28 protein-coding genes are annotated in these 23,658 nt (G+C 70.5%); 15 read left to right on the top strand and 13 right to left on the bottom strand.

All coding sequences use genetic code 11. The features are described 5' to 3' along the window. Positions 1-112: 112 nt before the first annotated feature. The gene (locus B9G38_RS02440; RefSeq protein ID WP_049931675.1) at positions 113-1,279 is read left to right on the top strand and encodes an inorganic phosphate transporter; all 1,167 of its coding nucleotides are present in this window, start codon (positions 113-115) and stop codon (positions 1,277-1,279) included. A gap of 29 nt (positions 1,280-1,308) precedes the next feature. Here the strand turns inward: B9G38_RS02440 and B9G38_RS02435 are convergent, their stop codons facing one another. Further along, positions 1,309-1,962: an undecaprenyl diphosphate synthase family protein gene (locus B9G38_RS02435; protein ID WP_086219362.1), complete on the bottom strand. Its 654-nt coding sequence runs from the start codon at positions 1,960-1,962 to the stop codon at positions 1,309-1,311. A gap of 79 nt (positions 1,963-2,041) precedes the next feature. On the opposite strand from B9G38_RS02435, the gene B9G38_RS02430 reads away from it, so the two are divergent. The 6 genes from B9G38_RS02430 to B9G38_RS02405 all read left to right on the top strand — a co-directional run bounded on the left by B9G38_RS02430 (position 2,042) and on the right by B9G38_RS02405 (position 7,276). After that, complete coding sequence (locus B9G38_RS02430; protein ID WP_049931677.1) at positions 2,042-2,605, top strand: hypothetical protein; 564 nt, start codon at positions 2,042-2,044, stop codon at positions 2,603-2,605. A gap of 61 nt (positions 2,606-2,666) precedes the next feature. Then, positions 2,667-3,137, top strand: a complete 471-nt coding sequence (locus B9G38_RS02425; protein ID WP_086219361.1) for a DUF5812 family protein — start codon at positions 2,667-2,669, stop codon at positions 3,135-3,137. Positions 3,138-3,219: 82 nt separating this feature from the next. Continuing rightward, entirely contained in the window at positions 3,220-4,101 is an 882-nt protein-coding gene (secF, locus tag B9G38_RS02420) for a protein translocase subunit SecF (RefSeq protein ID WP_086219360.1), read from the top strand. Next, complete coding sequence (locus B9G38_RS02415; RefSeq protein ID WP_086219359.1) at positions 4,101-5,693, top strand: preprotein translocase subunit SecD; 1,593 nt, start codon at positions 4,101-4,103, stop codon at positions 5,691-5,693. Before secF ends, B9G38_RS02415 begins: the two co-directional genes overlap by 1 nt. A 180-nt stretch (positions 5,694-5,873) precedes the next feature. Further along, the gene (locus B9G38_RS02410) at positions 5,874-6,578 is read left to right on the top strand and encodes a metal-dependent transcriptional regulator (RefSeq protein ID WP_086219358.1); all 705 of its coding nucleotides are present in this window, start codon (positions 5,874-5,876) and stop codon (positions 6,576-6,578) included. Further along, positions 6,575-7,276: a TMEM165/GDT1 family protein gene (locus tag B9G38_RS02405; protein WP_049931682.1), complete on the top strand. Its 702-nt coding sequence runs from the start codon at positions 6,575-6,577 to the stop codon at positions 7,274-7,276. Before B9G38_RS02410 ends, B9G38_RS02405 begins: the two co-directional genes overlap by 4 nt. 31 nt (positions 7,277-7,307) lie before the next feature. Here B9G38_RS02405 and rnhB read toward each other — a convergent pair whose 3' ends face one another. From rnhB to B9G38_RS02390, 3 genes are all read right to left on the bottom strand, one after another. Next, entirely contained in the window at positions 7,308-8,015 is a 708-nt protein-coding gene (gene rnhB, locus B9G38_RS02400) for a ribonuclease HII (RefSeq protein WP_086219357.1), read from the bottom strand. A gap of 48 nt (positions 8,016-8,063) precedes the next feature. After that, the gene (locus B9G38_RS02395) at positions 8,064-8,435 is read right to left on the bottom strand and encodes a 30S ribosomal protein S8e (RefSeq protein ID WP_049931684.1); all 372 of its coding nucleotides are present in this window, start codon (positions 8,433-8,435) and stop codon (positions 8,064-8,066) included. A 149-nt stretch (positions 8,436-8,584) separates the two neighbouring features. Further along, on the bottom strand, positions 8,585-10,219 hold the full coding sequence (locus B9G38_RS02390) for a TrkA family potassium uptake protein (protein WP_086219356.1): 1,635 nt from the start codon (positions 10,217-10,219) through the stop codon (positions 8,585-8,587). 110 nt (positions 10,220-10,329) lie between these two features. Between B9G38_RS02390 and B9G38_RS02385 the strand changes: the two genes are divergently transcribed. From B9G38_RS02385 to B9G38_RS02370, 4 genes are all read left to right on the top strand, one after another. Further along, positions 10,330-10,728, top strand: coding sequence for a helix-turn-helix domain-containing protein (locus tag B9G38_RS02385; RefSeq protein WP_049931686.1), 399 nt, complete (start codon positions 10,330-10,332; stop codon positions 10,726-10,728). Beyond that, a complete protein-coding gene (locus B9G38_RS02380) occupies positions 10,725-11,003 on the top strand; it encodes a hypothetical protein (protein WP_049931688.1) in 279 nt (92 codons plus the stop codon). Before B9G38_RS02385 ends, B9G38_RS02380 begins: the two co-directional genes overlap by 4 nt. Positions 11,004-11,097: 94 nt before the next feature. Continuing rightward, complete coding sequence (locus tag B9G38_RS02375) at positions 11,098-11,799, top strand: helix-turn-helix domain-containing protein (RefSeq protein ID WP_049931690.1); 702 nt, start codon at positions 11,098-11,100, stop codon at positions 11,797-11,799. Between the two features lie 81 nt (positions 11,800-11,880). Beyond that, positions 11,881-12,426, top strand: a complete 546-nt coding sequence (locus B9G38_RS02370; protein WP_086215622.1) for a DUF1684 domain-containing protein — start codon at positions 11,881-11,883, stop codon at positions 12,424-12,426. A gap of 118 nt (positions 12,427-12,544) precedes the next feature. Here B9G38_RS02370 and dpsA read toward each other — a convergent pair whose 3' ends face one another. Together dpsA and B9G38_RS02360 are read right to left on the bottom strand one after the other, a co-directional pair. Beyond that, positions 12,545-13,093 carry a DNA starvation/stationary phase protection protein DpsA gene (dpsA, locus tag B9G38_RS02365; protein WP_086215623.1) on the bottom strand — a complete coding sequence of 183 codons (549 nt, stop codon included), beginning with the start codon at positions 13,091-13,093 and terminating at the stop codon, positions 12,545-12,547. Positions 13,094-13,172: 79 nt separating this feature from the next. Next, positions 13,173-14,000: a carbon-nitrogen hydrolase family protein gene (locus B9G38_RS02360; RefSeq protein WP_086219355.1), complete on the bottom strand. Its 828-nt coding sequence runs from the start codon at positions 13,998-14,000 to the stop codon at positions 13,173-13,175. An 87-nt stretch (positions 14,001-14,087) separates the two neighbouring features. Here B9G38_RS02360 and B9G38_RS02355 point away from each other — a divergent pair, with 87 nt between their 5' ends. The 4 genes from B9G38_RS02355 to B9G38_RS02340 all read left to right on the top strand — a co-directional run bounded on the left by B9G38_RS02355 (position 14,088) and on the right by B9G38_RS02340 (position 16,958). After that, entirely contained in the window at positions 14,088-14,759 is a 672-nt protein-coding gene (locus B9G38_RS02355; RefSeq protein WP_086219354.1) for a hypothetical protein, read from the top strand. Between the two features lie 24 nt (positions 14,760-14,783). Next, entirely contained in the window at positions 14,784-15,782 is a 999-nt protein-coding gene (locus B9G38_RS02350; protein ID WP_086219353.1) for an A/G-specific adenine glycosylase, read from the top strand. A 110-nt stretch (positions 15,783-15,892) separates the two neighbouring features. Further along, entirely contained in the window at positions 15,893-16,291 is a 399-nt protein-coding gene (locus B9G38_RS02345) for a DUF5778 family protein (protein WP_086219352.1), read from the top strand. 28 nt (positions 16,292-16,319) lie between these two features. After that, positions 16,320-16,958, top strand: a complete 639-nt coding sequence (locus B9G38_RS02340; protein ID WP_086219351.1) for a CocE/NonD family hydrolase — start codon at positions 16,320-16,322, stop codon at positions 16,956-16,958. Positions 16,959-16,973: 15 nt separating this feature from the next. Here B9G38_RS02340 and B9G38_RS02335 read toward each other — a convergent pair whose 3' ends face one another. The 7 genes from B9G38_RS02335 to B9G38_RS02305 form a co-directional block, all read right to left on the bottom strand. Beyond that, the gene (locus tag B9G38_RS02335) at positions 16,974-18,218 is read right to left on the bottom strand and encodes a glycosyltransferase family 2 protein (protein ID WP_086219350.1); all 1,245 of its coding nucleotides are present in this window, start codon (positions 18,216-18,218) and stop codon (positions 16,974-16,976) included. Between the two features lie 187 nt (positions 18,219-18,405). After that, positions 18,406-18,957, bottom strand: a complete 552-nt coding sequence (locus B9G38_RS02330; protein ID WP_086215639.1) for a hypothetical protein — start codon at positions 18,955-18,957, stop codon at positions 18,406-18,408. A 5-nt stretch (positions 18,958-18,962) separates the two neighbouring features. Next, positions 18,963-19,292: a transcription factor S gene (locus B9G38_RS02325; RefSeq protein WP_049930661.1), complete on the bottom strand. Its 330-nt coding sequence runs from the start codon at positions 19,290-19,292 to the stop codon at positions 18,963-18,965. 467 nt (positions 19,293-19,759) lie between these two features. Continuing rightward, on the bottom strand, positions 19,760-20,857 hold the full coding sequence (locus B9G38_RS02320) for a putative sulfate/molybdate transporter (RefSeq protein ID WP_394334906.1): 1,098 nt from the start codon (positions 20,855-20,857) through the stop codon (positions 19,760-19,762). Between the two features lie 87 nt (positions 20,858-20,944). Beyond that, a complete protein-coding gene (locus B9G38_RS02315) occupies positions 20,945-21,673 on the bottom strand; it encodes a hypothetical protein (protein WP_086219349.1) in 729 nt (242 codons plus the stop codon). Beyond that, positions 21,670-22,683 (bottom strand): hypothetical protein, encoded by a 1,014-nt coding sequence (locus B9G38_RS02310; RefSeq protein WP_086219348.1) that lies wholly within the window; start codon positions 22,681-22,683, stop codon positions 21,670-21,672. Before B9G38_RS02310 ends, B9G38_RS02315 begins: the two co-directional genes overlap by 4 nt. Positions 22,684-22,816: 133 nt before the next feature. Then, entirely contained in the window at positions 22,817-23,653 is an 837-nt protein-coding gene (locus B9G38_RS02305; RefSeq protein WP_086215630.1) for an HTR-like protein, read from the bottom strand. Positions 23,654-23,658: the final 5 nt, after the last annotated feature.

Raw genomic sequence — 23,658 nt, 5'->3', positions numbered from 1 at the left:
CCGCCGCGTCGCACTCGTGTCAGGGGTCGGCGGCGACGCGAGGGCAGGCGGCCGGTGCCGACGCGGACGGACCCCGTCCGTTTAACAGCGCGTGCGTCGTCTGTTCTCGTATATGGTCGAAGCTCTTCTTCTCGTCGGCGTCGCGGTGGCGGCGTTCGTCGGATACAACATCGGCGGGGCGACGACGGGACCGGCGTTCGGGCCGGCGGTCGGCGCGGACGTGCTATCGAAGGCCGGCGCGGCGGGGCTGATGTCGGTGTTCTTCTTCGTCGGGGCGGGGACACTGGGCCAGCGCGTCGTCACGACGCTCGGCGAGGACCTCGTCACCGGGGCGAACGTGTTTACGCTGGAGACGAGCATCATCGTCCTCTTTTTCATCGGCGGCGCGCTGTTCGTCGGCAACTTCGCCGGCGTCCCGGCGTCGACGTCGATGACGGCGGTCGGCTCCATCGCCGGGCTCGGGATCGCGACGAACACCCTCGACTGGGCGGTGATGGGCGAGATCGCGATCTGGTGGCTCGTCGCGCCGATCATCGGGTTCTGGGTCTCGGGCGTCGTCGGCCGCTACTTCTACTCGGCGATCGACCGCTGGGTGGCGATCGAAAGCACGGAGGGTGCGCTGTTCGAGTTCGACCGGTCGGGGCCGATACCGCGCCCGACCCTCGGCCCGAACACGACCCGACGCGAGCTGACGGGAGGAGTCGTCGTCATCGCGATCGGCTGCCTGATGGCGTTCTCCTCGGGCACCTCGAACATCGCGAACGCCATCGCGCCGCTGGTCGCGCTGGACGGCGTGGAGATGACGCCGATGATCCTCCTCGGCAGCGCCGCCGTCGCGGTCGGCGCGTTCACCATCGCCCGACGGACGCTCGACACGCTCGGCAACGACATCACCGACCTCCCGCTGACGGCCGCCATCGTCGTCGCGGTCGTCTCCTCCGGGATCGTGATCAGCCTCTCCGCGGTCGGCATTCCGGCGTCGTTCGTCATCATCGCGACCATGTCGATCGTCGGGCTCGGCTGGGGGCGCGCGACCCGCACGGTGACCGTCCGACAGGGGATCAAAGGCGAGAAGGAACCGACGGTCTCCGTCGGGGCGCTGACGGCCGACGAGATGCCGGCGATCGGGGAGGGCGACGCGAGCGACGTCCCCTCGGCGTCGGACCTGTTCAACCCGGGAACGAGCGCGCGCGTCGTGCTGATGCAGAACGTCGTGCCGATCCTCTCGACGGTGGGCGCGCTGGTGACGTTCACCGCGCTCTTCGCGTTCGTCTGGTAGCGGAACTCGACGGCCGCGGTTCGAGCGCGTCAGCGGCCGAACCGGCGCTGTCGGTCCTGGAAGTCCAAGACCGCGCGGAGATACTCCCGCCTGCGGAAGTCGCGCCAGTTCACGTCGGTGAAGTAGAGCTCGGCGTACACGGACTGCCAGATTGCGAAGTCGGAGAGCCGCTCGGCGCCCGTCTTGATGACCAAGTCGGGCTCTTCGGGGAATAGCAGCCGCTCCGAGACGTCGGCCTCGTCGATGGCGTCCGGCGTGATCTCGCCGGCCGCGACGTCGTTCGCCAGTTCGCGGACGGCGCCGGCGAACTCCGCCTTACCGCCGAGGCCGACCAGTATCCGGACCGGCGCGTCGGTGTCGCCCGCGGCGGAGTCGCCGCCGAGGTCGCTTCCCCCTTCCCCCGGCACGTCGGCGTCTGGGCCGCGGACCACCGTCTCCGCGGGGACATCGAGCCGGCGGAGCTCGCGGATCAGCGTCGGAGCTACGGCCCCGTCGAGGACGGAGACGGAGACAGTGACGCGCTCCGCGCCGTACTCGAACGCCCAGCCGATGGCCGACGACAGCGTGTCGAACGCGCCGTCGGCGAGGAGGTCCCGCTCCGTGAGGACGAGGGCGACGTGCGCCGGCGGCTCGGCGTCGTGGAGACGGTGGCGCGTCGCGAGATACGTGTCGTAGAGACCCACGTCAGGGGGATCCGGTCGCGCGTATAAATGGTTTCCCGACGACGAGGGGTTTAATTCGCTGACGCCCCTATCGGAGTCGATGGCAGACGCCTACCGCGGGGTGTTCGGCGCGATCCCGTACGCGTTCCGCGCGACCGAGTCCTGGACGATGCGGGCGTACGCCGCGCTCGGCGCGCTGGCGGCCGGGTTCGTCGCGCTCGTCGTCACTCTCGCCCTGGTCGTCTGGATGGGCGAGACCGTGTCGGCGCAAGGGGGGACGTTCCTGTTTTCGCGGTCGCTGTTCGTGGTCGCCGGGCTCGGCGCCGTCGGCCCGCTGCTCGCGCCGATACTGTTCGTCGCCCGGCGCCACCGCCGCGGCGACCGGGTCGCGGCCACGTACGACCGGTGGATGGGAGTCGCCGGCTTCCTGTTCCTGCTCTCGTTGTACCTCGGAATGGTCATCTCGGCGCCCGAGGGGCTCCGAGACCCGAGCGGCTCCGTCCTCGTCAACGCGCTGTACGCGCTCCCGCAGCTGGCGGGGTTCGTCCCGCCCGTCGCGGCCGCGCTCGCCGTCTTCGCGACGCACTTTCGACTCCGCGGCGGGACTGACGACGGCGCGGCCGTCGACGGCGACGCGTCGGGCGACGCCGGCGGGCCGGCGTGAAACGACGGCCCGCGGCCGCGGCTCGAAAGCCCGAAGTCGTCAGAGCGACTAGCCGGGCGCAATGACCGACGAGAAGGAGAGCACGTTCCTCGTCACGCACGTCGAGAGCGACTCGGCGGTGCTGAAAGACGTCCACGACGGACAGGTTCACACGCTGAGCTCGAACCCCGGCCTCGACGTCGACGACGCCGTCGAGGCGACCGTCGCCCCCGACCCGCCGATGGAGGTCACATATCAGGTGGTCGAGGTCGACGCGCGCCGCGCGCTCTCGATAGAGGAGAGCCCGGAGCCGCCGACCGTTCACGAGCGCGAACTCGCCGCGGAGACCCCGTCGGGAGAACTCGCCCGGCAGGAGCGCGCGGGCGTCGGCGAGGTCCACGTGCTGACCCCGCCGGAGTCGGAGACGGAGGCGGCGGTCGCGGACGTGATCGACGACCGGGAGGGGACGCTCTCGCGCGCCGCCCGACTGGGCGTGAACCGCGTCGAGATCCGATCGGAGCCGGGCGTCGTCGCCGTGCGGTACCTCCCGTAACGCGGGGGGTTACAGCCTCGGTCGCCGCCGTCGGCCCACCAGATAAGAAGGCTTATTCGCGCCCGCGGAGGAAGCGGTATTTATGGTAGCGATCGAGGTGCCGGAAGTCAACTACACCGACTACTCGAACCGGCAGCTCGCGGCGGTGCCGCTCGCGTTTCTGGTCCTCGCGCTGGCGATCATCGGCGGCTGGGTCGTCGCCACCGGTGCGCCGGCGAACCTGGGACTGGAGTTCACCGGCGGCGTCGAGCTGCGAGTCGCGGACGACGGGGGTAACGCCGAGCAACAGATCCGGACGGCCTTCGACCGGGAGCCGGACTCGGTCCGGACGATCCCCGGCGACGACGTCGTCGTCGTCACCTTCCAGGCGGCCGAGGACGACCCCGAGGGGCTCGCGAACGACCTCCAGGATCAGGCGGAGGCGGCCGGGTTGACCACGACCGCGGTCGATCAGGTGTCGCCGAGCTTCGCGAGCGACACCGCCCGGACCGCCCTCTTCGGGGTCGCGCTCGCGTTCCTCGGGATGAGCGTGCTCGTGTTCGCGCTGTTCCGGACGTTCGTCCCCTCGCTGGCGGTCGTCGCGTCCGCATTCTCCGACCTCGTCATCCCGATCGCGGCGATGAACCTCCTCGGCATCCAGATGACGCTCGGAACGATCGCGGCGCTGCTGATGATCATCGGGTACAGCGTCGACTCCGACATCCTGTTGAACGACTCCGTGCTGCGCCGCACGGGCGAGTTCTACGAGTCCGTGAGCCGCGCGATGCGGACCGGGGTGACGATGACGCTCACCTCCATCGCCGCGATGGTCGTGATGGCGATCGGCGCCTCGGTGTTCGGGGTGGGGCTCCTCCGTGACATCGGGATCATCCTCGCGGTCGGGCTCTGCGCCGACCTGATGAACACGTACCTGATGAACGTCTCGCTGCTTCGCTGGTACAAGTTCGAGGGGGTGGCGCGGTAATGCTCGAACCGATCAAGAAGAACTGGCGAATCCTGCTGCTCGTCGTCGTCGTGATCGGGTCGTCCGTGGCGCTCTTCGCTCCCGGGTTCGGGCCGGAGCCGGCGCCCGGGGAGAACGTCAGCGAGGCCCAGCAGGGGGTCACGAACCTCCAGTACGGCCTCGATCTGGCGGGCGGGACGCGGGTCCGCGCGCCGCTTTCGGGATACACCGCGACGGATGTCGCGTTCGGCGGTGACACGCCCCAGAGCGTCGCGGACGCGGTCGCGGCCGAACTGGACAACGCCTCCGTCCGAAACGTCGGCGTCGTTCCGGAAGAGGGTGCGGTCGAGGTGACGAAGCCGTCCGTGACGGAGTCCCAGTTCCGCGCGGCGATGGACGCCGCGGGCTACGAGTACGCGGAGGTTCGGTCGGGTGTCACGCAGGAGACGCGCGACGAGACGATGAACGTCATCCAGGGGAAGATCAACGAGGCGGGCCTCTCGGGCGGCAGCGTCCAACAGATCCAGTCGATCACCGGGGAGTACTTCATCCTCGTCGAGGTGCCGGGGCAAGGCCGGCAAGAAGTGATCGACCTCCTCGAGGAGCGCGGGACCGTCCGGATCGACATCGCGTACCCGGCCGGAAACGGCACCGCGGTTCAGGAGGGAACGCTGACCCAAGGCGACTTCGAGACGATCGGGACCGCGGCCCAGAGCGACCGCGGTACCGGAGCGTACGTCCCGGTCACAGTGCGCAACACCGCCGAGAGCGGCCAGTCGCCGGCGCACTCCTTCCAAGACGCCGTGGCGCAACGCGGCTTCGCCGACGCGTACCAGACGGGGGCGGACCGGTGCGGATACAACGAGGAGACCGGTGAGATAGAGAACTCGAACCCGTGTCTCCTACTCGTCGTCGACGGCGAGGTCGTCAACTCCTTCGGGATGGACCCGGGCCTCGCGGACAGCATGGCGGTCGGCTCGTGGGCCGACACCGGGAACTTCCGGCTCACGACGGGCGAGTTCGCCGAGGCGCAGACCATTTCGCTGAACCTCCGCGCCGGCGCGCTCCCGGCCGACCTCGACATCAGCGGCGAGGGGACCTCCTCGTCCATCTCGGCCTCGCAGGGTGAGAACTTCCGGACGGACTCGCTGGTCATCGGCGTGCTGTCGGTGTTGGCGGTCGCCGGGATGGTGTTCCTCCGCTACCGCGAACCGCGCGTCGCGCTCCCGATGATCGTCACGGCGCTGACGGAGGTGTACGCCCTGCTCGGGTTCGCGGCGCTGCTCGGCTACCCGCTCGAACTCGCGGTGATCGCCGGCTTCATCGCGGTCGTCGGGACCGGTGTCGACGACCTCGTCATCATCGCCGACGAGGTGATGAGCGAGGGCGACGTGAACTCGAAGAAAGTGTTCGACTCCCGGTTCCGGCGGGCGTTCTGGGTGATCGGCGCGGCCGCGGCCACGACCATCATCGCGATGTCGCCGCTGATGGTGCTGTCGCTCGGCGACCTCTCCGGGTTCGCCATCTTCACCGTCCTCGGCGTGCTGGTCGGTGTGCTGATCACCCGGCCAGCGTACGGCGACATCCTGCGCCGCCTGCTGACGGTAAAATAAGCCGACCGACCGCGCGTCGGCGACCCCTAATTCTCGACCGGATGTGACGTTCGATCGGTTTCCGATCGCTCACAGAGACGGTTTTCGAGATCACCGTTTCGACTCGCCTCTCGTTATGCCTTTGGCAAGAACAGAAAACGCATCCGACAAACTATTAATTTAGACCGGTCAAAAACGTCTATGCCGACCGACGCCGTCGAAGATTATCTCAAGTCGATCTATCGGATCGAGTCGCGGGTGGGACCGCCCGTCTCGACCTCGCAGGTCGCGGACTCGCTCGACAAGACCCCCGCGACGGTGACAAGCATGGTGGAAACGCTCGCCGACCGCGGCCTGCTCTCTCGCGAGAAGTACACGGGCGTCGAGCTCACGCCCGCGGGCGAGGTCGCCGCGCTGGAGGTCGTCCGCCGACACCGCCTCATCGAGGCGTTCCTCGCAGAGCAGCTGGACTACGAGGCGACCGAGGTCCACGACGAGGCTGACGCGCTCGAACACCACGTCAGCGAAGAGTTCACGCGTCGGGTCGAGCGCGTCCTCGACTACCCCGCCGCCGACCCGCACGGTGACCCGATCCCGCCGGCCGACCTCTCGACGCCGGAGGACGCCGGGACGACGCTCGTCGCGGCGCTGGATCCGGGTGAACGGGGAACGGTCGCCCGCGTCAGCGACCGCGACCCCGACGTGCTGGAGTTCCTCGTCGACGCCGAGATAACGCCCGGAACGACCGTCGAGGTCGTCGATATCACCTCCTTCGGGCTGGTCACCGTCCGGACGAGCGACGGGGACGAACACGGGCTGCCGGAGGCGGTCGCGGACCGCGTGTACGTCCGGCGCGCCGCGGAGTCGACCGCCGCGACCGACGGTCAGGAGGCGGGCGACGCATGACCGGCTACGTCGAGATCGTCGCGATCGCGTTCGTGACGCAGCTCGCGGTGCTGCCGGGCGAGAAGGTACAGCTGATGATCGCCGGGCTCTCCACGCGGTACGATCCCAAGGTCGTCGTCGCGGCCGCCGGCTCGGCGTTCGCCGGGTGGACCGCCGTGGAGATCGCGTTCGGGCAGGCACTCCAGTCGGCGCTCCCGCCGGTCGTGTTGGACGCGATCACCGCGGTGTTGTTCTTCGTCTTCGCGGTCCTGCTGTACCGGTCCGCGCCGTCGCGCGGGACGACCCCGGAAGCGGAGCGCACCGACGGCGGCTTGGCCGCGTTCGACGACCTCTCGCTCCCGGGGCGGCTCGACAGGTACTCTGGGTCGCTCGGCGGCTTCTTCCCCATCTTCCTGCTCACCGCGACCGGCGAGTTCGGCGACAAGACGCAGCTCGTCACCATCGGCCTGGCGGTCCAGTACGGCGCGACTTCGGCCATCTGGGCCGGCGAGATGCTCGCGATCATCCCGGTGAGCCTCGCGAACGCCTACTTCTTCCACACGTTCGCCGGCCGGGTCGACATGCGGCTCGCGCACTTCGGCTCCGCGCTGCTGTTCGCCTTCTTCGGCGCGGACACGGTGCTGGCGATCGCGACCGGCTTCTCGGTGTGGGAGACGATCGTCGGGACGCTCGGCGGGGTCATCGCCGGGCTGTTCTGAGGGCTGAGCGCCGAGCGGCTCCGGCCCGCTTTCAGAACTCGTCTAACGCCGACTGCTCGGCAGCCGCCAGCGCGTCCTCACAGGTCGCCCACGACTCGCGCGCACAGTCGGGTAGCGCCCTGTGGTCGCCGACGTACGCGGCGAGGAAGGCTCGCGTGGCCGGGTCGCTCGGGTAGCCGCTCCCGATGTCGTAGTCGGGATACGTGGCGTCGAGGTCGGCCATCGCGGCGTCGCGGACCACCTTGGCGACGACGCTCGCCGCGCCGACGACGGGGTCGTCCTCGTCGGCGCCGTGGGCGGCCGTCACGTCGACCGCGGGGTGGGCCCCATCGTCGCCGCGGGCTCCGTCCGCACCGTCGCCCTCGACGAACTCGCCGAGCCGCCGCGCGAACCGCTCCTCGCTGGTGTCGCCCGCGTCGGCGACGACGCGGACCGGTTCGGCGACGCCAGCGGGGAGGTCGGCGAGGGCGTCCCGGACCGCCAGCGCCTGACCACGGACGGTGAGGGTGTTCATGTCGGTGTCGGGGCGGTCGATCTCGTCGGGGTCAACGCGGGCGACGCCGACGGCGACGGCCGGGTCGCCCCGGAGGGCCGCCGCTATCTCCTCGCGTCTGGCCGGCGCGACCCGCTTCGAGTCGTCCACGTCGGCGGGGAGGTCCGCCGGGTCGGCGGCGACCGCCGCCGCGACCATCGGTCCGAGCGCGGGTCCCTTGCCGGCTTCGTCGACGCCGAGGTACACGCGTCGCTGGTGGGCGTGCGGGCTGAAATACCTTCAGAAAGGCCGCGTTCAGTCGAGCAGGACCGCGTTGACCTGGCCGGTCTGGCCGGGGCGGGAGGTGACGCGTGCGCGGCCGGCGGATGTCTCGATGACGGCGCCCTTCGTGACGATGTTCCGGCGGGCGTAGTTGACGTTCGCGGGGTTGTCGACGACGTTCTCGATCTCGGCCTCGCTGACCTCGCCGTCGTCGGCGACCTGCGCGACGTTCGTCGAGAGGGCGCGGACCTTCTTCTCCGTGCCGCGGGAGTCGATGTACTGGAGTCGGGTCTCGCCGACGGTCGTCTCGGCGGGCTCGCGGCCGAGCTGGTGGCGCTTCTTGTTCGAGGCGTGCTTGAGTCGGCCGCCGGTCCGCTTGCGCGTGGAGCGTCCCTGGTCTTTCATACGGATACGAACAGCCAGCGAATACTTGAACCGTTCGACTCGTCGCGCCGAGACCGGCGGCGCGAGCGGGAGCAGCGGCGCGAGCCCGCTCGAATCCGCGGCGCGGGCCGAGCCAGCGCCGCGAGCCGAGCGGGCGAACCGACCCGGCTCTACGCGAACGCGCGCTCGAACGCGCGGACTCCCTCGTCGGTGCCGACGACGACGAGCTCGTCGCCCCGCTCGACCCGCGTCTCCGGGCCCACGTCGGTGACGAGCTCGTCGCCCCGCTCGATCGCGATGACGGTACAGCCGGTGGTCTCGCGGACGGCGGCCTGTCCGACCGTCCGGCCGACCAGCGCGGACGCCTCGGTCCTGACGACCTCGACGTGGGTGTCCAGCGAGAGCACGTCCCGGTCCGCGAGCACGGCCGACGCCGACATCCGCCCGGTCACCGTCGAGAGCGAGAGCACGTAGTCGGCCCCGGCGCGGTGCATCTTCGGCACGCTCTCGGCGTCCTCGACCCGCGCGAGCAGCTCCACGTTCGGCGCCAGGTCGCGCACCACGAGCGTCGCGAACTCGGCCGTCGTGTCGTCGGGGAGCGCGAGGACGACCGTCCGCGCGTCCGCGACGCCGGCGTCCCGCAGCGTGTCCGGCTCCGTCGCGTCCCCGACCACGTCGATCGCCTCGGCGCCGTCGCGGTCGACGACCGTCACCGGCAGGTCGGCCGATTCGAGCGCGTTCGCGACGGTCTTCCCGACCTGCCCGTGTCCGATGACGACCGTCTCGCCCGCGCCGAACCGGCGGGCCGCCGAGTTCGTCAGGTTCACGAGCCGCTCCACCTGTCCCTCGGTCCCGGAGACGAGCAGAACTGTCCCCGCAGACAGCGTCGCGTCCGGCGGCGGCGCCGCCTCGAACGCGCCGTTGAACCACGCGCCGATCACGTCGACGCCGGTGCGCTCGCCGATCCGACTCCCGGCGAGCGTCGATCCGGCGAGGCCGCTCCCGTGGTGGATCGACACCTCCGCGATCCGCAGGTCGCCGACCGCGACCGCCTCGTCGAGGTCGGTCCGCACCGCCGTCGTCACCTTCGAGGCGAGGCTCTCGCCGAGCAGCGACCGCGGGGAGAGCACCTCGTCGGCGCCGGCGAGCCGGTGGTACCGCTCTCGGCTCGGGTCCTCGACGACGCTTATCGCGCGGACGCCGGTCGAGAGTTCCTTCGCGGCGAGGACAATGCTCGCGTCGACCCGGTCCGAGAGGTCGGTGACGAGGGCGCGGGCGTCGCCGAGGCGGGCGCTCTCGAGCCCCGCCGTCGTCTCCGGGTCGGCGCGGATCACCATGTGACCCGCCTCGTACAGCGCCAGCGCCCGGTCCGGGTCGGGTTCGACGACGACGTAGGTGACCCCCTCCGAGTCGAACTCGTCCAGGAGCGCGTCGGAGCGCGTGGTGTCGGAGGCGACCACGACGTGGCCGCTCAGGTCCGCGTCCAGCGACCGGGGGACGGTCGTCGAGAACGCGGACTCGAGGAGCGGCGTGGCGACGACCGGCAGCGCCCCGATGAGAAGCACCATGCCGACCAGGTCCATCACGGCGATGAACGCGTGCATCTCCTGGGTCTGCCAGGACGAGGCGTCGCCACCGAACCCGGTCGTCGTGAACATCTCGATCGCGAATTGGAACGACTCGATCAGGGTGCGCGGGTCGTTCTCGTACACCCGCATCCCCCACCGGTAGGAAACGGTGGTGGAGACGAGTACGACGGCCACGAACGCGATGTACCCGCCGACTCGACGCTTCCACGTGTCCATGGTATCGCCGTACGGCGGCGCCACACAAAAGAGGGAGGAGTGGCGGCCGCGAGCCCCGCCGCCTCGGCGGAAATTCAATGGTTTAAGTCCCGGGGGCCGAACCGTCACGCATGGTGCGGGACCCGTCGCGAGAGCCGGAGCCGCCGTCGGTCGACGAGGTGCTCGACGCGCTGGCCGACGACGCGGCCCGTCGGATCGTCGCGGCGCTCACCGAGCCGAAGACCGCGAGCGAACTCTCCGAGGAGTGCGACATCCCCCTGTCGACGACCTACCGGAAACTGGAGATGCTCACCGACGCCTCCCTGCTGTCGGAGTCGACCGACATCCGGCGGGACGGACAGCACACGACGCGGTACTCGGTGTCGTTCGACGCCGTCACCGTCTCGGTCGGCGACGGCGACGAGGGCGACGCGGGCAGCCGCGAGTTCGACGTGGAGTTCTCTCGGCCGGAGCGGACCCGAGACGAGCGACTGGCCGACCTGTGGTCGGAGCTACGAGAGGAAACATGACTCCCTACATCGACCTGACGATCATCGTCGCAAAGACCGCCATCCTAGTGCTCGGTGGCAGTATCACCTACTACGCGCTCCGCGCGTACGACCGGACCGGCGACCGGTCGCTGCGCGAACTCGGCGTCGGCTTCGGCATCGTCACCGTCGGGGCGTTGTTGGGCGGCGTCTCCCACCAGATTATCGGCGCCGACCTCGCGGTCGGCATCGCCGTCGACGGCCTCCTCACGGCGATCGGGTTCGCGGTCATCGTCTACTCGCTGTACTTAGAGTGAGCCGCGGCCGCGTCCTCGACCAGGCCGGGCTCCGGTCGGTTTCGACGCGCGACGAACGGTACCCTTTTGCGGCGTTCGGTCGTCCGTTCAGGCCATGAGCGACGCACGCGAGGAGCTCTCCCGCCGGATCGCCGGCGAGATAACGCTGAGCGACGACCCGGGCGCGACGCTCCGGAAGTGGCGGACCGACTTCGACGTCTCGCAGACGGAGCTGGCCGACCAGCTCGGCGTCTCCTCGTCGGTCGTCTCCGACTACGAGAGCGGCCGGCGCGAGAGCCCCGGGATCGGCGTCGTCCGGCGGACCGTCGAAGGACTCCTCGACATCGACGAGCGCCGCGGCGGCGGCCGCCTCCGACAGCACGCTCGGGTGCTCTCGGCCGGGTTCGAGAGCGACATCGTCCACGACCTCCGCGAGTACTCGACGGCGGTCCCCCTGGCGGACTTCTACGACGCGATGGGCGCGACGGAGGTCGTCCGCGGCGACCACGACCACGTGAACGGCCACACCGTCATCGACTCGATCCAGGCGATCACGCGGCTCTCCAGCGAGGAGTTCTACCGGCTGTACGGCCAGTCGACGAACCGCGCGCTCGTGTTCACCCGGGTGACGCGCGGCGAGTCGCCGCTCGTCGCGCTGCGGGTCGTGAGCCCGACGCCGAACGCCGTCGTGCTCCACGGGATCGAGGACGGCGACCTCTGGGACCACGCCGCCGACCTCGCCCGGGTCGACGGCGTGTCGCTGGCCACGTCGAACCGCGACCTCGACGACTGTCTGGCCGACCTCCAGGCGCTGTGACGGCGTCGCGACCGCTTCAACGGTAGAGACACCGGCGCCGGAACCGCGAGCCTGAAACCGCCGGCGCTCGTCGGACCGGGCATGAGCGAGGACTACGCCGAGCGGCTCCGCGCGAACCGCCGGGAGAAGGACGAGTTCTTCGACGACCACCCGCAGTCGCCCATCCCCCCGGAACACCGGGACGAGTTCGACGGGCTCGACTACTTTCCCCCGAACCCGGACTACCGCGTCGAGGCGACCGTCACCGTCCACGACGACCCCGAGCCGGTCGAGATGGAGACGACCGCGAGCAACCCGGTCCGGTACCTCCGGATCGTCACCTTCGCGCTCGAGATTAACGGGACGGAGCACACGCTCGCGGGCTACCGCCAGGAGGGCGACGACGGCGCCGTCTTCGTCCCCTTCCGCGACAAGACGACCGGCCAGCAGACGTACCACCAGGGTCGGTACATGGAGCTGGCACCCGAGCGCGAGCTCGCCGACGGCGACGCGGTCACGATCGATTTTAACCTCGCGTACAACCCCTTCTGCGCGTACAGCGAGACGTTCTCCTGTCCGCTGCCGCCGGAAGAGAACTGGCTGGAGGTCGTCGTCCCCGCGGGCGAGCGGGCCCCGGACCTCGACTGATCGGCGAGGCGATCGGGAGTACAATCGGTGACGCGGTCGACTGCGCGGCCGCTACGTAGCGCGAAAAAGCGGAAAATCGAACGTCGGGACGTGCCGGAAGCAGTCCGCCGGGGCCGGTCTACTCGAGCGTCTCGCTCGTGACGAGCGTGTCGTCTTCGAGGTAGTGCTCGAGGTGGTGGCCGTGTTCCTCGACGTCTTCGAGGATGTCACGGAGCTGCTCTTCGGTGTTGTAGTCGCCGAGGTTGTTGGCGAGCTGGATGTGCTCGCGGAGCTGCTCGGTGATGTCGCCGAACATCTCGAGGTCGTGCTCCAGCGACGTCCGGATGTCGTAGGCGTCGGCGTCCTCGGGGGTCACCGGTGCGTGCTCCTCGTAGTTCGCGCCGCCCGAGAGCGGCACGCCACCGAGCGCCTGCGCGCGCTCCGCGAGGACGTCGGCGCCCTCTTCGAGGTCCTCCGCGACCTCGCCGAGGTACTCGTGGATGCCGAGGAACTCGGCGCCCTCGACGAGCCAGTGGTGCTTCTTGACCTGGTGGTAGAGGACGTACGTCGCCGCGAGGTCGCTGTTGAGCGCGTCGACGAGCTGTTCTGCCTTCTCCTCGGGGACGCGGAGCGCTTCGCTCTCGTGAACGTCGCCGTATCGCTGACGTGACTGCTTCTGGGTACTCATTTCAACTATACATACGCGCGCGACCTACTTAATAGTTCCTACTGAGAAAACTACTTTTTCGAAACTGAAAAGAATAGTTTCAGATGTCGTCGACAGCCCCCACCAGATCGCGCTGCGCGGAGAGCGTGTCTCGGTCGAGGGTCGCGGTCAGCGTCGCCGGTTCCCGGCCGAGCTCGGCGGCGACCGCGCCGTCGGGGCGGACGACGAGGGAGTTGCCCGCGTAGGTCGCCGCCTCCGCCGGACGCGCGCCGCCCGCGGTTCCCGTGCGCCCCGCGCCGACGGTCCACCTGACCCCGTCGAGCGCGCGCGCTCGGACGAGGAGCCGCCAGTTCGCGACGTGGTCGGCGGGCCACGCGCCGACGACGACGAGGGCGTCGACCGCGCGCTCAGCGAACCACGCGCTCTCCGCGACGAAGTTGAGGTCGTAGCAGGTCAGCAGTCCGGTCGGTCCGGCGGGCGTCTCGACGATCACGCGGTCGCCGCCGGGCTCGACCCACTCCGCCTCGTCGTCCCACAGGTGTCGCTTGCGGTAGGCGGAGAACTCTCCGCCGCCGTCCTCGGAGGACCCTCCCGGCGGGACGTACGCGGTCGCGTTGTATACGGCGTCGCCGTCCCGTTCGGCGTCGCCGTCCCGTTCGGCGTACCCCGCGACCACGGCCGAGCCGGCGGTCTCGGCGACGGATTCGAGCCGTGCGCGCGCCACGTCCCGGGACAGCGCGGCCTCCCGGAGCCGTTCGTCGGCCACGAACCCCGTGAGCGCGTACTCGGGAAACACGGCGAGGTCGACGCCGCTCGGCAGGTCGGCGGCCCGATCTCGAAGTCGGTCCGCGTTCGCGTCGACAGCGAGGTCCTCGACCGGGACCTGCGGGACGGCGACGGTCGGATCGTCGGAGGAGCGATCGGTCACGCGGCGGGCTTCGACGCGGCGGCCAATAACGTTCGGCCTCTCCGTCCGGCCGCAAAGACGATACGCCCGCGGCGACGACCGGCGAGCATGACCTTCGGCGACCTGTTCGAGCGCGCGGCCGCGCTCGGCAGCGACCTCGACGAGGCGGACGTGCGACGAGCGCTCGACGCCGTGCGCTCGACGGCGGACGGGAACGGTGGCGATTCCGGGGGCGACGGCGACTCCGGCGGTAAGGGGAACGAGGTGACCGACCCCCTCGATCCCAGCCCAGCCCGCGTCGTCGCCGGTGCGGACGCGCTCGCGGCTGATCTCCTCCTCGGCGGCGACGCCCGTGAGGCGCTCGACGCGCTCCGGTCGCACGCGTGGACGACGCTCGTCGCCAGCGACCCGCTCCTCGACGACGCCGAGGCGGTGATCGCGTCCCTCGCGGAGCCGGAGCTAGCGGCAGACTGGCGCGACGCGGTCGAGGCGTGGCGCGAACCGGTCGCGCAGCCCTCGGGCGATCATCCCGCGCTGGCGTCCGCCTACCGCGGCGGCGCGATGCAGGTGATAAGCCTCGACCCCTCGCTGACCGGGCCGGGGGCAGCGGCCGGGCTACGCGACAGACTCCCCGTGAGCGTCCGGGAGTCGCGCGCGTTCGCGACGGTGTTCGACCCGGCGAAGCTGTATCCGGACGCGGTCGGCGGGGAGTACCCCGGCCCCGACCGCGACCCGCGGACGATGGCGCCGGCCCGCACCGACGGGGATCAGCACCGATAAACCGCCGCCGCCCGGACCGGGGATATGACCGACTCGGACGGTGCGGGCGACCGCGCCGAGGGCGAGAGCGGCGGCAGCGAGGCCGGAGGCGCTAGCGGCGAGGGTGGTCCCGAGGACGCGCCGAAGCTCCCCGCCGACCGCGACGCGGTCCGCGACGCGCTCGTCGACTGGTACGAGGCCGACCACCGCGCGTTCCCGTGGCGCCGCACAGAGGACCCCTACGAGATCCTCGTCAGCGAGGTGATGAGCCAGCAGACCCAGCTCGACCGGGTCGTCCCCGCGTGGGAGGACTTCCTCGACGAGTGGCCGACGACCGCCGACCTAGCCGCCGCCGACCGAGCCGACGTGGTCGCCTTCTGGTCCGACCACTCGCTGGGGTACAACAACCGCGCGAAGTACCTCCACGAGGCGGCCGGACAGGTCGAGGACGACCACGGCGGGACGTTTCCCGAGGACCCAGACGGACTGAGCGAGCTGATGGGCGTCGGGCCCTACACCGCCAACGCGGTGGCGTCGTTCGCGTTCAACAACGGCGACGCCGTCGTCGATACCAACGTGAAGCGGGTGCTGTATCGCGCGTTCGACGTCTCGGACGACGACGACGCGTTCGAGCGGGTCGCGTCCGCGCTCATGCCGGCGGGCGAGTCGCGGGTGTGGAACAACGCGGTCATGGAACTGGGCGGCGTCGCCTGCGGGAAGAGCCCCAGCTGCGACGAGGCGGGGTGCCCGTGGCGCGAGTGGTGCCACGCGTACCAGACTGGCGATTTCACCGCGCCCGACGTGCCCGGACAGCCCAGCTTCGAGGGGAGCCGGCGGCAGTTCCGCGGTCGGATCGTCCGGCTCCTCGGCGAGCGCGACGAGATGGGCCTAGATACGCTTGGGCACCGAATCCGCGTCGACTACGCTCCTGACGGCGAACACGGTCGCGAGTGGCTCCGCGGGCTCGTCGACGACCTCGCTGACGACGGGCTAGTCGAGGCCGACGCCGACGAGGACGGCGTCGTCGTCTCGCTTCGCCGTTAAAACGGAGTCGTCGTCTCGCTTCGGTGCGCCGCGGAGACGCGTCGGATCCGAGGAGCCACCCCGCCCCGCGAACCGTCACCCGTTTATTACGGGAGCCGGAAGGGAGAGACATGAGCGAGACCGTCGATTCGGACCTGTACACCCGCGCGAAGGCCCTCTTAGAGCCCGGCGACATCGAGCTGGTGGGCTGTATCGTCCACACGAATCTCGAGGGTGAGGAGGACCTAGAGATGCACGAGCTGACGGTCGCCGCCAACGAGGTCATCGCCGATCACGCGGGCAAAGGCGAGACGTACATCGAGGCCGGCAACGACGACACGGACTTCTCGTCGAACCAGTTCCAGGGACTGACGCTCGACGACGAGGCGTTCGTCTGGGAGTGCCAGCAGCTCCTCCGCGACGGCACGTTCGACATCGTGTTCTACTACGAGGCGACCGTCGATCAGGAGGCGCTCGCGGGCGACCTCGTCGAGCTCGACGGCGTCGATCGCGTGACGCAGGTTCCCTGACGGGCGTCGACCCGACCGCCCGATCCGGATGAGCGACACTGTCCTGATCCCCGGCGGTCGCGACGTGCGCGCGACCCTTGATACGGCCGCGAGCGACGCCTCGGCCGACGCGCCGTCCGCGGATGCGGTCGTCGTCGCTTGCCCGCCGCATCCCCAGCAGCGCGGCCACCGAGGCGACGAGCGGCTGGTGGCCGTCTCCGACGCCGTGACCGACCGCGGCGTCGACTGCCTCCGCTTCGACTACGGCGACTGGGACGAGGGGTACGGCGAGACCACCGACGCGGACCGGGCGGTCGGCTGGGCGCGCGAGCGCTACGACCGCGTCGGGCTGTTCGGCTTCTCGTTCGGCGGCACGGTCGCGCTCGTCGCGGCCGCGTCGCGGCCCGAGCTGACGGGCGTCTGCGCGCTCGCGCCGACCGCCCGCCTGAACCCCGACACCGACGCGGTCGAGGCGCTCGGAGATATAGTCGACCGGGGCGTCCCGGTTCGCGTCCTGTACGCGGCGCGGGACTCGACGGCGGACTGGGAGCCGGTAGTCGAACGTGCGACGGAACTGGGCGTCGAGACGGTCGCGTTCGAGTCCGACCACTTCTTCGTCGGGCGGAGCGGAAAGGTCGGCGAGGCGGTCGCGGCGTTCCTCGGGCCGCGGCTTCGCGACGGGTCGTAGCCGCGCTCGGAGCGGTTACTCGCTGCCGACCTTCGTCGTCACCCGGAACGTCTCCGGCGGGTTGACGATCCCGGCGACCGTCCCCATCGAGTGGACGACGGTAATGAGCGGCGCCAGCGGCACCGCGAGCGCCCAGCGGCGGTGGTCGTCGCCGTAGTACCGGACGCCGAGCAGGAACCAGCCCAGCGTACAGAGCGCCAGCCCCATCGACGCGGCGAAGAAGAGCCCGCTGTGCGCGATGGTCACGCCCAGAAGCGACAACGGGACGACGAGCAGGGTGACGATCGGCGAGAGCGCCCACGCGTAGTTGCGGACCCTAGTCAACAGCTCGTAGCGCAGGGGGAGCATCGTCGACGCCCGGACGTTCCCGGCCGCCCAGCGGCGGCGCTGCTGGAGGATCTCGTACAGCGAGGGCGGCGCCTCGTTGCGGCAGACCGCGTCCGAGAGCGCGAACGTCACGTCGAGCTCGCGGAAGGCCGCCCAGACGAACGCGGTGTCCTCGACGAGCGTCTCACGGTCCCACGTGGTTTCGTCCTCCACCTCGTTGCGGACCGCGATGCCGCCGCCCCACGCGAACAGGGGAATCGAGAGGCGCGCGAACGCGCGCTGTTCGATCTGGACGCTCATCCGGTACATGTCCGCCAAGTAGCTGAGGTTCGACCCCGTGAGCCGGGGCTTCTCGCGGAGCTGAACGATGTCAGCGTCCGGGAGCCCGTCGAGCGACTCGACAACGCTGTCCTCGTCGAGGTAGAGGACGAACGCCTTCCCGCAGTCGAGCGACTGCCGTGCCCACTCCTGCGCGCGGCCCTTCCGGACCGCGTCGCACGTGAACGCCTCCGGGACGGCGTGGACCGTCGCGCCGGTCACGTCGACGGGCGACTCCGCGATCACATGAACGTCGTCGAGCCCCTCCAGCAGGGAGTCGACGGTCTCCTGAACGACCTCGACGGCGTCGACGGTCATGATGCGGACTTGGATCTCGTCGAGGCCGTACTCGTTCGGCGGCGTCTCGTGGCCCGCACCCACGACCGCCGCGAACACGAACCAGACGAGCGCGGTCGCGCCGAAGAGGAGCGTCACGCCCCAGAGCGCGAGCCCGAACAGCGACCCGAGTCCGCCGTCGGCGACGGCGGTGGTGACCGCCGCCTGCCCGGGAGCGCCGCCCGGGCCGGCGACGACGGTCGGTGCGAACAGCGTCGCGAGGCCGCCGACGACGAGCGCCAGCGTCACCGCGATCAGTGCGATGCGTTCGGTGTTCATCGTGGCCCCACCTCCCGCCCCGTGCCCTATGAACCGTCCAAACGCTACAGCGGGATTCGGCCGCGTTTCGGCCGAATTTACGCGCTCAATTCCGTCCAACTCGAATAAATCGCCAGAACGCAGTGCTATGGCGTGTGTTAGTTGGTGACGCGTTATTGAAACGCACGAACTGCCGGTGCGCGCCGGCTCACGCCGCCCCGTCGTCGCGCGCGCACCGCAGGTCATCGATCAGTTCGGCCGCCATCCGCTGGCCGCGGGCCGGGTCGTACCCCTCCATCCGCAGGTGCGCCAGCGGGGCCACGTACGGGTTCCGCTCCCAGTGCGCCCACACCTCGGTGGCGCCGTCGGGCGCGGGGAACAGCCGGACGTGGACCTGCCAGTCGCCGGTGAGGCCCTCGGGCCGGTGGACGAAGCTGCCGACCTCGTGGACGGCCTCCCCGTCGCGGTCGTACGCGTGGAAGTAAGCCCGGATGAGCTCGGAGAAGCCCTGCTCGGGGAGTTGCTCGCGGGTCTCAGCGGGGGTCGTCTGGAGCGTTCCGGCGTACTCGTCGGCCGGCGGCGGCAGCACTCGGACGTGATCGGGGGCGCCGTCGTCGGGCAGCAGCGCGAGCAGCTTCCCGACCGCGAGCCTGACGCGCCAGAAGCCGACGGCGCGGCCGACGAGGAAGACCGCGGGCGCGGCGAGCGAAAGGGCGGCGAGCGCGCGGACGAGCCGAGTCCGTCGACCTCCCGGCGGCATCGCGGTCAGTTGTATCCCCGCCAGCGGCGGCCACACTCCTTACACTTGAAAAAGCGCGTCGGCGGCTCGTCGGCGGCGCCGGTCTGTTTGATCGTGTACCACGCCTCGCCGTGGCCGCACTCGTCACAGACAACGTCGGTCGCGGTGGGCTTCCCCTCGAAGTTCGCGCCCTCCTCCGTCTCGATCACCTCGTCGCCGGTCTGTTCGGTGGTCGACTCGAACTCGGCGGCGAGCGCCTCGTCGCGTTCGGTCGTCGCGCCGCAGCCGTCGTTCTGACACACCATCTCCCCGTCGCGAGAGACCATCATCGAGCCGCAGTCGTCACAGAACTGCATATACGAGTATCGCATGGGGGCGAGCGGTTTAGGTTCGGGGGGTACGGTCGAATACGCCGCGTGGGGTGAGGCACGTGTCCCGGGGTCTCGGTGTCGTCGAGTGATCGACGGCGTATACCCGCAAAACCCCAGCTGCTCGATTATAAATAAACACCGTCGTGTCGGCGGTGAGTACCTCCAAAGCTCCAGCCGCGAGGGCGCCGCACGTTCGCTTCGGTCCTCAGTCGTTCGCTTCGCTCACTCCCTGCGGTCCTTGCGTCACCTGCGGCGCCCTCGCGACTGCCCTTTTGAGTCCCACCCCACACAGCACCGCGCCGCACCTCACACCTCCCCGCCCTCGTCGGTCGCCCTCGCTTCGCTCGGCGACCGACTCTCTCGCACGCGCTGGCTCGCGGCCGCCGGTGGCGGCCGCTCGCAGGCGCGCGCCGCAGCAGTTTCATATATAACTGGCGCGTCCGCTCAGCGGCCTAGTCGCTCACTCGGACTCGCTCCCAGACGAGGTGGACCGCGATCCCGACGAGGAAGGCGACGCCGAGGTTCGTCGCCACCGCGAGGAGGCCGATACCGACAGAGAGCGCACGGTTCCCCGAGTCGGTGACGTTGCGCGCGAGGGAGACGGCGACGATCGCGAGGAGCGCGCCGAGCATCGCGAGCGGGAACGCCGCGATCAGCGCGGGCGTGGCGAAGAGCGCGGCGACGAGGTAGCCGCCCCCGAGAACGAGGTTCGCGCCGCCGGTGCGCGCGCCGAACGCGTGCTTGCCGGCGACCCCGTCGCAGCCGTGACACATCGGAACCCCGCCGAGCGGCACCGCGATCAGGTTCGTCACCCCCATGCTCGTCGACAGCTCGTCGGGGGTGACGTCGGCGTCGAGCAGGTCGGAGAAGAGGAGCGCGGTCGCCAGCGCGGCGTTGCCGATCGTCATCGCCAGCTGCGCGACCACGCCGTCAACGGTGGCGCGCGTGAGCGCCGCGCCGAACGCCGGCGTCGGCGGTGCGCCCGGCAGCCGCGGCGAGGGGACGCCGGCGACGACGAGCGCGGCCGCGACGCCGACGAGGGCGACGGCCAGCGCACTCGCTTTCCCGTGCCCCGTGAGCGCGAACACGGCGGCGATCGCGACACCGACGAGCGCCACGAGCGGGTCGTCGGCCGCGAGTCGGAGTCCCGTCTCCAAGAGGACGAGACCGACCGCGAACTGGACGCCGCGGATGACCGGCTCGCCGATCCACCGCTCGACGTACCCGAGCGTCCCCGAGAGGCCGATCGCGAGGAGGACGGCGCCGAGGATGACCCCCGCGAGCGCGAGTTCGGCGTAAGTGAGCGCGCCCGCGATCGCGAGCGCGGCCAGCGCCTTCATCGGCTCGACCGAGATCGGTAGCCCGTACCGGACGCCCCAGACGATCTGGAACGCGCCGAACGCGGCGAGCGCGTGCGGCAGCGAGACGTCCGTCAGCAGCGCCAGCGCGACGACGAGCGGGATCACCGTAATCGAATCCCCTATCGCGCCGGTGACCTCCCCGGACCCGAAATCGACGGGGTGGTCCGACTTCGAGAGGGATCCTATCACGTGACGCGCCACTTCCGGGCGAACGCGCTTGAACGTGTTCAGAAATCGGTCGGGAGTACGCAGGCGACCCGAAGGAACTGGTTCCGGTTACTCGCCGTCGAAGGCGGGGTCGTCCGCGTCGATCATCGGGCAGTTGCGGACCCGGAACTGAGAGAAGTCGACCGACTCGACGATCTCGGTCCCCTCGTGCGCACACGCCGTCTCGGGCGGCGCCGTGAAGTGCGGGCACCGCTGGCAGTAGCTCCGCTTGTCGACGACGTGCTCGTCGCCGGCCCTCCCGGCGTCCGATGTCGGGCCCGGCGAGCGCGTCGCCGCGCCGCCCACCTCCCCGTCGGCGCCGAGGTCGTCGAACGCCGTCGCGTCGGTCCCGACCGACGCCTCCTCGTCGAGCGCCTCCCAGACGTCCTCCTCGCCGACTTCGCCGGTCCCCATCGACTCGAACGGGTCCTCGTCGGCCGCCGTGCCGTCGGTGTCCAGATCGGCGAACGGGTCGTCCGCCGGCGCGCGCGGCTCCGGATCCTCGCGTGGCGCGCCGCCGGTCGCGTCGCCATCCGACCCGGTCACGGGGCCCGCACTTCCCTCGGTCCCGCCGCCGAGCGCCGCGAAGGGATCGTCGGTCTCGTCTCCGTCAGGCGCGCCGAAGGCCTCGTCGGCCTCGTCTCTGTCGGGCGTGTCGAACGCTTCGTCGACCTCGTCGGTCGGCTCGTCGTCGAAGAGTCCGCCGCCGAAGGGGTCGCCTTCCGGTGCGGCGTCGCCGTCCGATCGGTCGTCGGCGCCGTCAGACCGGTCGCCGTCCGATCGGTCGTCGTCGCTCATCGGTACTCTCCGTCGGGTCCGCCGTCGCTCGCGGCGGTTCCCGTTCGGTCCGTCCCGTCGCCGTCCGCGACGTCGCCGTCGATGGCGGGCTTGTCCGCGACGAGGAGCTTCGAGGTCCCGAGGAAGCCGGCGTTCGGCTCTAAGTCCTCGAACCGGCGGCCGCAGTGGGGGCACTCGGGCGCCGACAACAGTCCCAGTTCCACGCCGCCGCCGCAGTGGCCGCAGTCCGCGGTCCGCACGCCGTGGCGGTTCGCCGTCCGCGTCAGGGCGTCCACGCGCTCTCGGTCGGCGCGGTCGCGCTCGGCCGCGTCGAGCCGGCGCTTGAGCTTCACGACCGCGTTCGCGACCCGCGAGAGCTTCTCGTCGATCTCGGTCAGGTCGTCCGCGGAGATCCCCGCGAGGTCCGCCTCGACGCCGTCGAGGCGGTCGTCGACGCTGTCGACCCGCTCTTCGACCGCGTCGAAGCAGTCTTCCGCCCCACCGAGCCGCTCGTCGAAGGCGTCGAGGCGGTCGCCGACGGCATTCAGGTCATCGAGCCGGGCGTCGACGGCGTCCAGTCGGTCGTCGACGGCGTCCAGCCGGTCGTCGAGGTCGTCGACCCGATCCGAGGACGGCGCGTCGGCGGCGGCCGCGTCGAGGCGGTCGAGCCGGGCGGCGACCTCCTCCAGTTCGTCGGCGAGGTCGTCGACCCGCGATTCGGCCTCGTCCGCGTCGGCGAGCCCGGGGGCCGACGATTGCGCGTCCTCGCCGGCTTCGCCCGAGTCGAGCCCCTCCACCTCGCGGTAGAGGTCGACGAACCGCTCCCGGAGGTCCGCGACCTTCTCGTCGAGCTCCTCGTCGAGGTCGTCGAGGCGCGCTTCGATCGCCGCCACCTCGTCGGAGTCGGGGACATCGATCCCCTCGGACTCCGCGAGCGCGACGAGCGCGCGCTTGAGGAGCTCCTCGCGGCTCACGCCGGCGTCCTCGGCGGCGGCGTCGAGGGCGGCCGTCGCCGGGTCGAGGTCGCTCATCGCGGGTCCTCCGTCATCTACGTGACGTTGAGCGGCGAGGCTTAAGTAACCTGTCGCGGCGTTCTCCAGATCGATACTCGTCGGGCGCCACTCGATCGGGAGACGGGCGGAGGGTCGGGTCGGACTGCGCCCGCTACCGGATCTTGCGAACGTCGCTGATGTCGAACCCGCCCTCGTGGATCTCCGTCTCGAAGCGGACGATGTTCTCGGCCTCCAGCCGCGAGAGGACGCCGCGGAACTCGCGGACGAACATGGTTCGGGCGCGCTGCGAGCCGCCGCTCTCCCACGAGAACTGGAGTGTCCCGCCCGCGGCGTCCATCAGGGTGCCGAACTCGCGGTCGCGGAGCGCGTCGGTGTTCACCAACACGAGGACCAGGGCGTCCCACTCGTAGGCGGCCTTCTTCAGCCCCTTCATCACCATCGCCACGTCGCTCCAGTCGGTGTCGTCGGAGACCATCGAGACGAGGTCGGTGACGGAGTCGATACAGACGAGGCTCCCCCGGCCGTGTTCCGAGAGGTAGTCGCCGAACGCGGTGAGGACGTCCTCGTACTCGCCGCGGTCGCCGAGCTCCGTGATCGACGCCGTCTCCGTCTCGTACCAGTCGCGCGGCACCGGCGACAGCTGGAAGTACTCCGGCGAGAGGTCGCGGAAGGCGATCTCGTCGACGGCCGTGTCGACGATCTCGTCGGCCATCGTGTACGCCATCTCCCGGGTGATCGCGTCGGTGTCGGCGGTGAAGGAGATGTAGTGGACCGAGTCGGGGAGCGCGGCGTCGGCGTCGATGTCGCCGTAGTACAGGTCGAACAGCTCCTCGTCGGTGCGCGCCAAGGCGTTCATCGCGGCGCTCGTGTACGCGAACTCCCGGGCGCCGGCGCCCGCCTCGCCCGCGAGCAGCACGACGCTCCCGGCGGGCGCGCCGCCCCCGAGGATCGAGTCGAGGCGCGCGATCCCGAACGGAACACTGGACATGGGTT

Source organism: Halorubrum sp. SD612 (assembly GCF_002135005.1).
The sequence above is the reverse complement of the archived record's forward strand: the minus strand, read 5'-3'. Positions and strand labels throughout refer to the sequence as shown.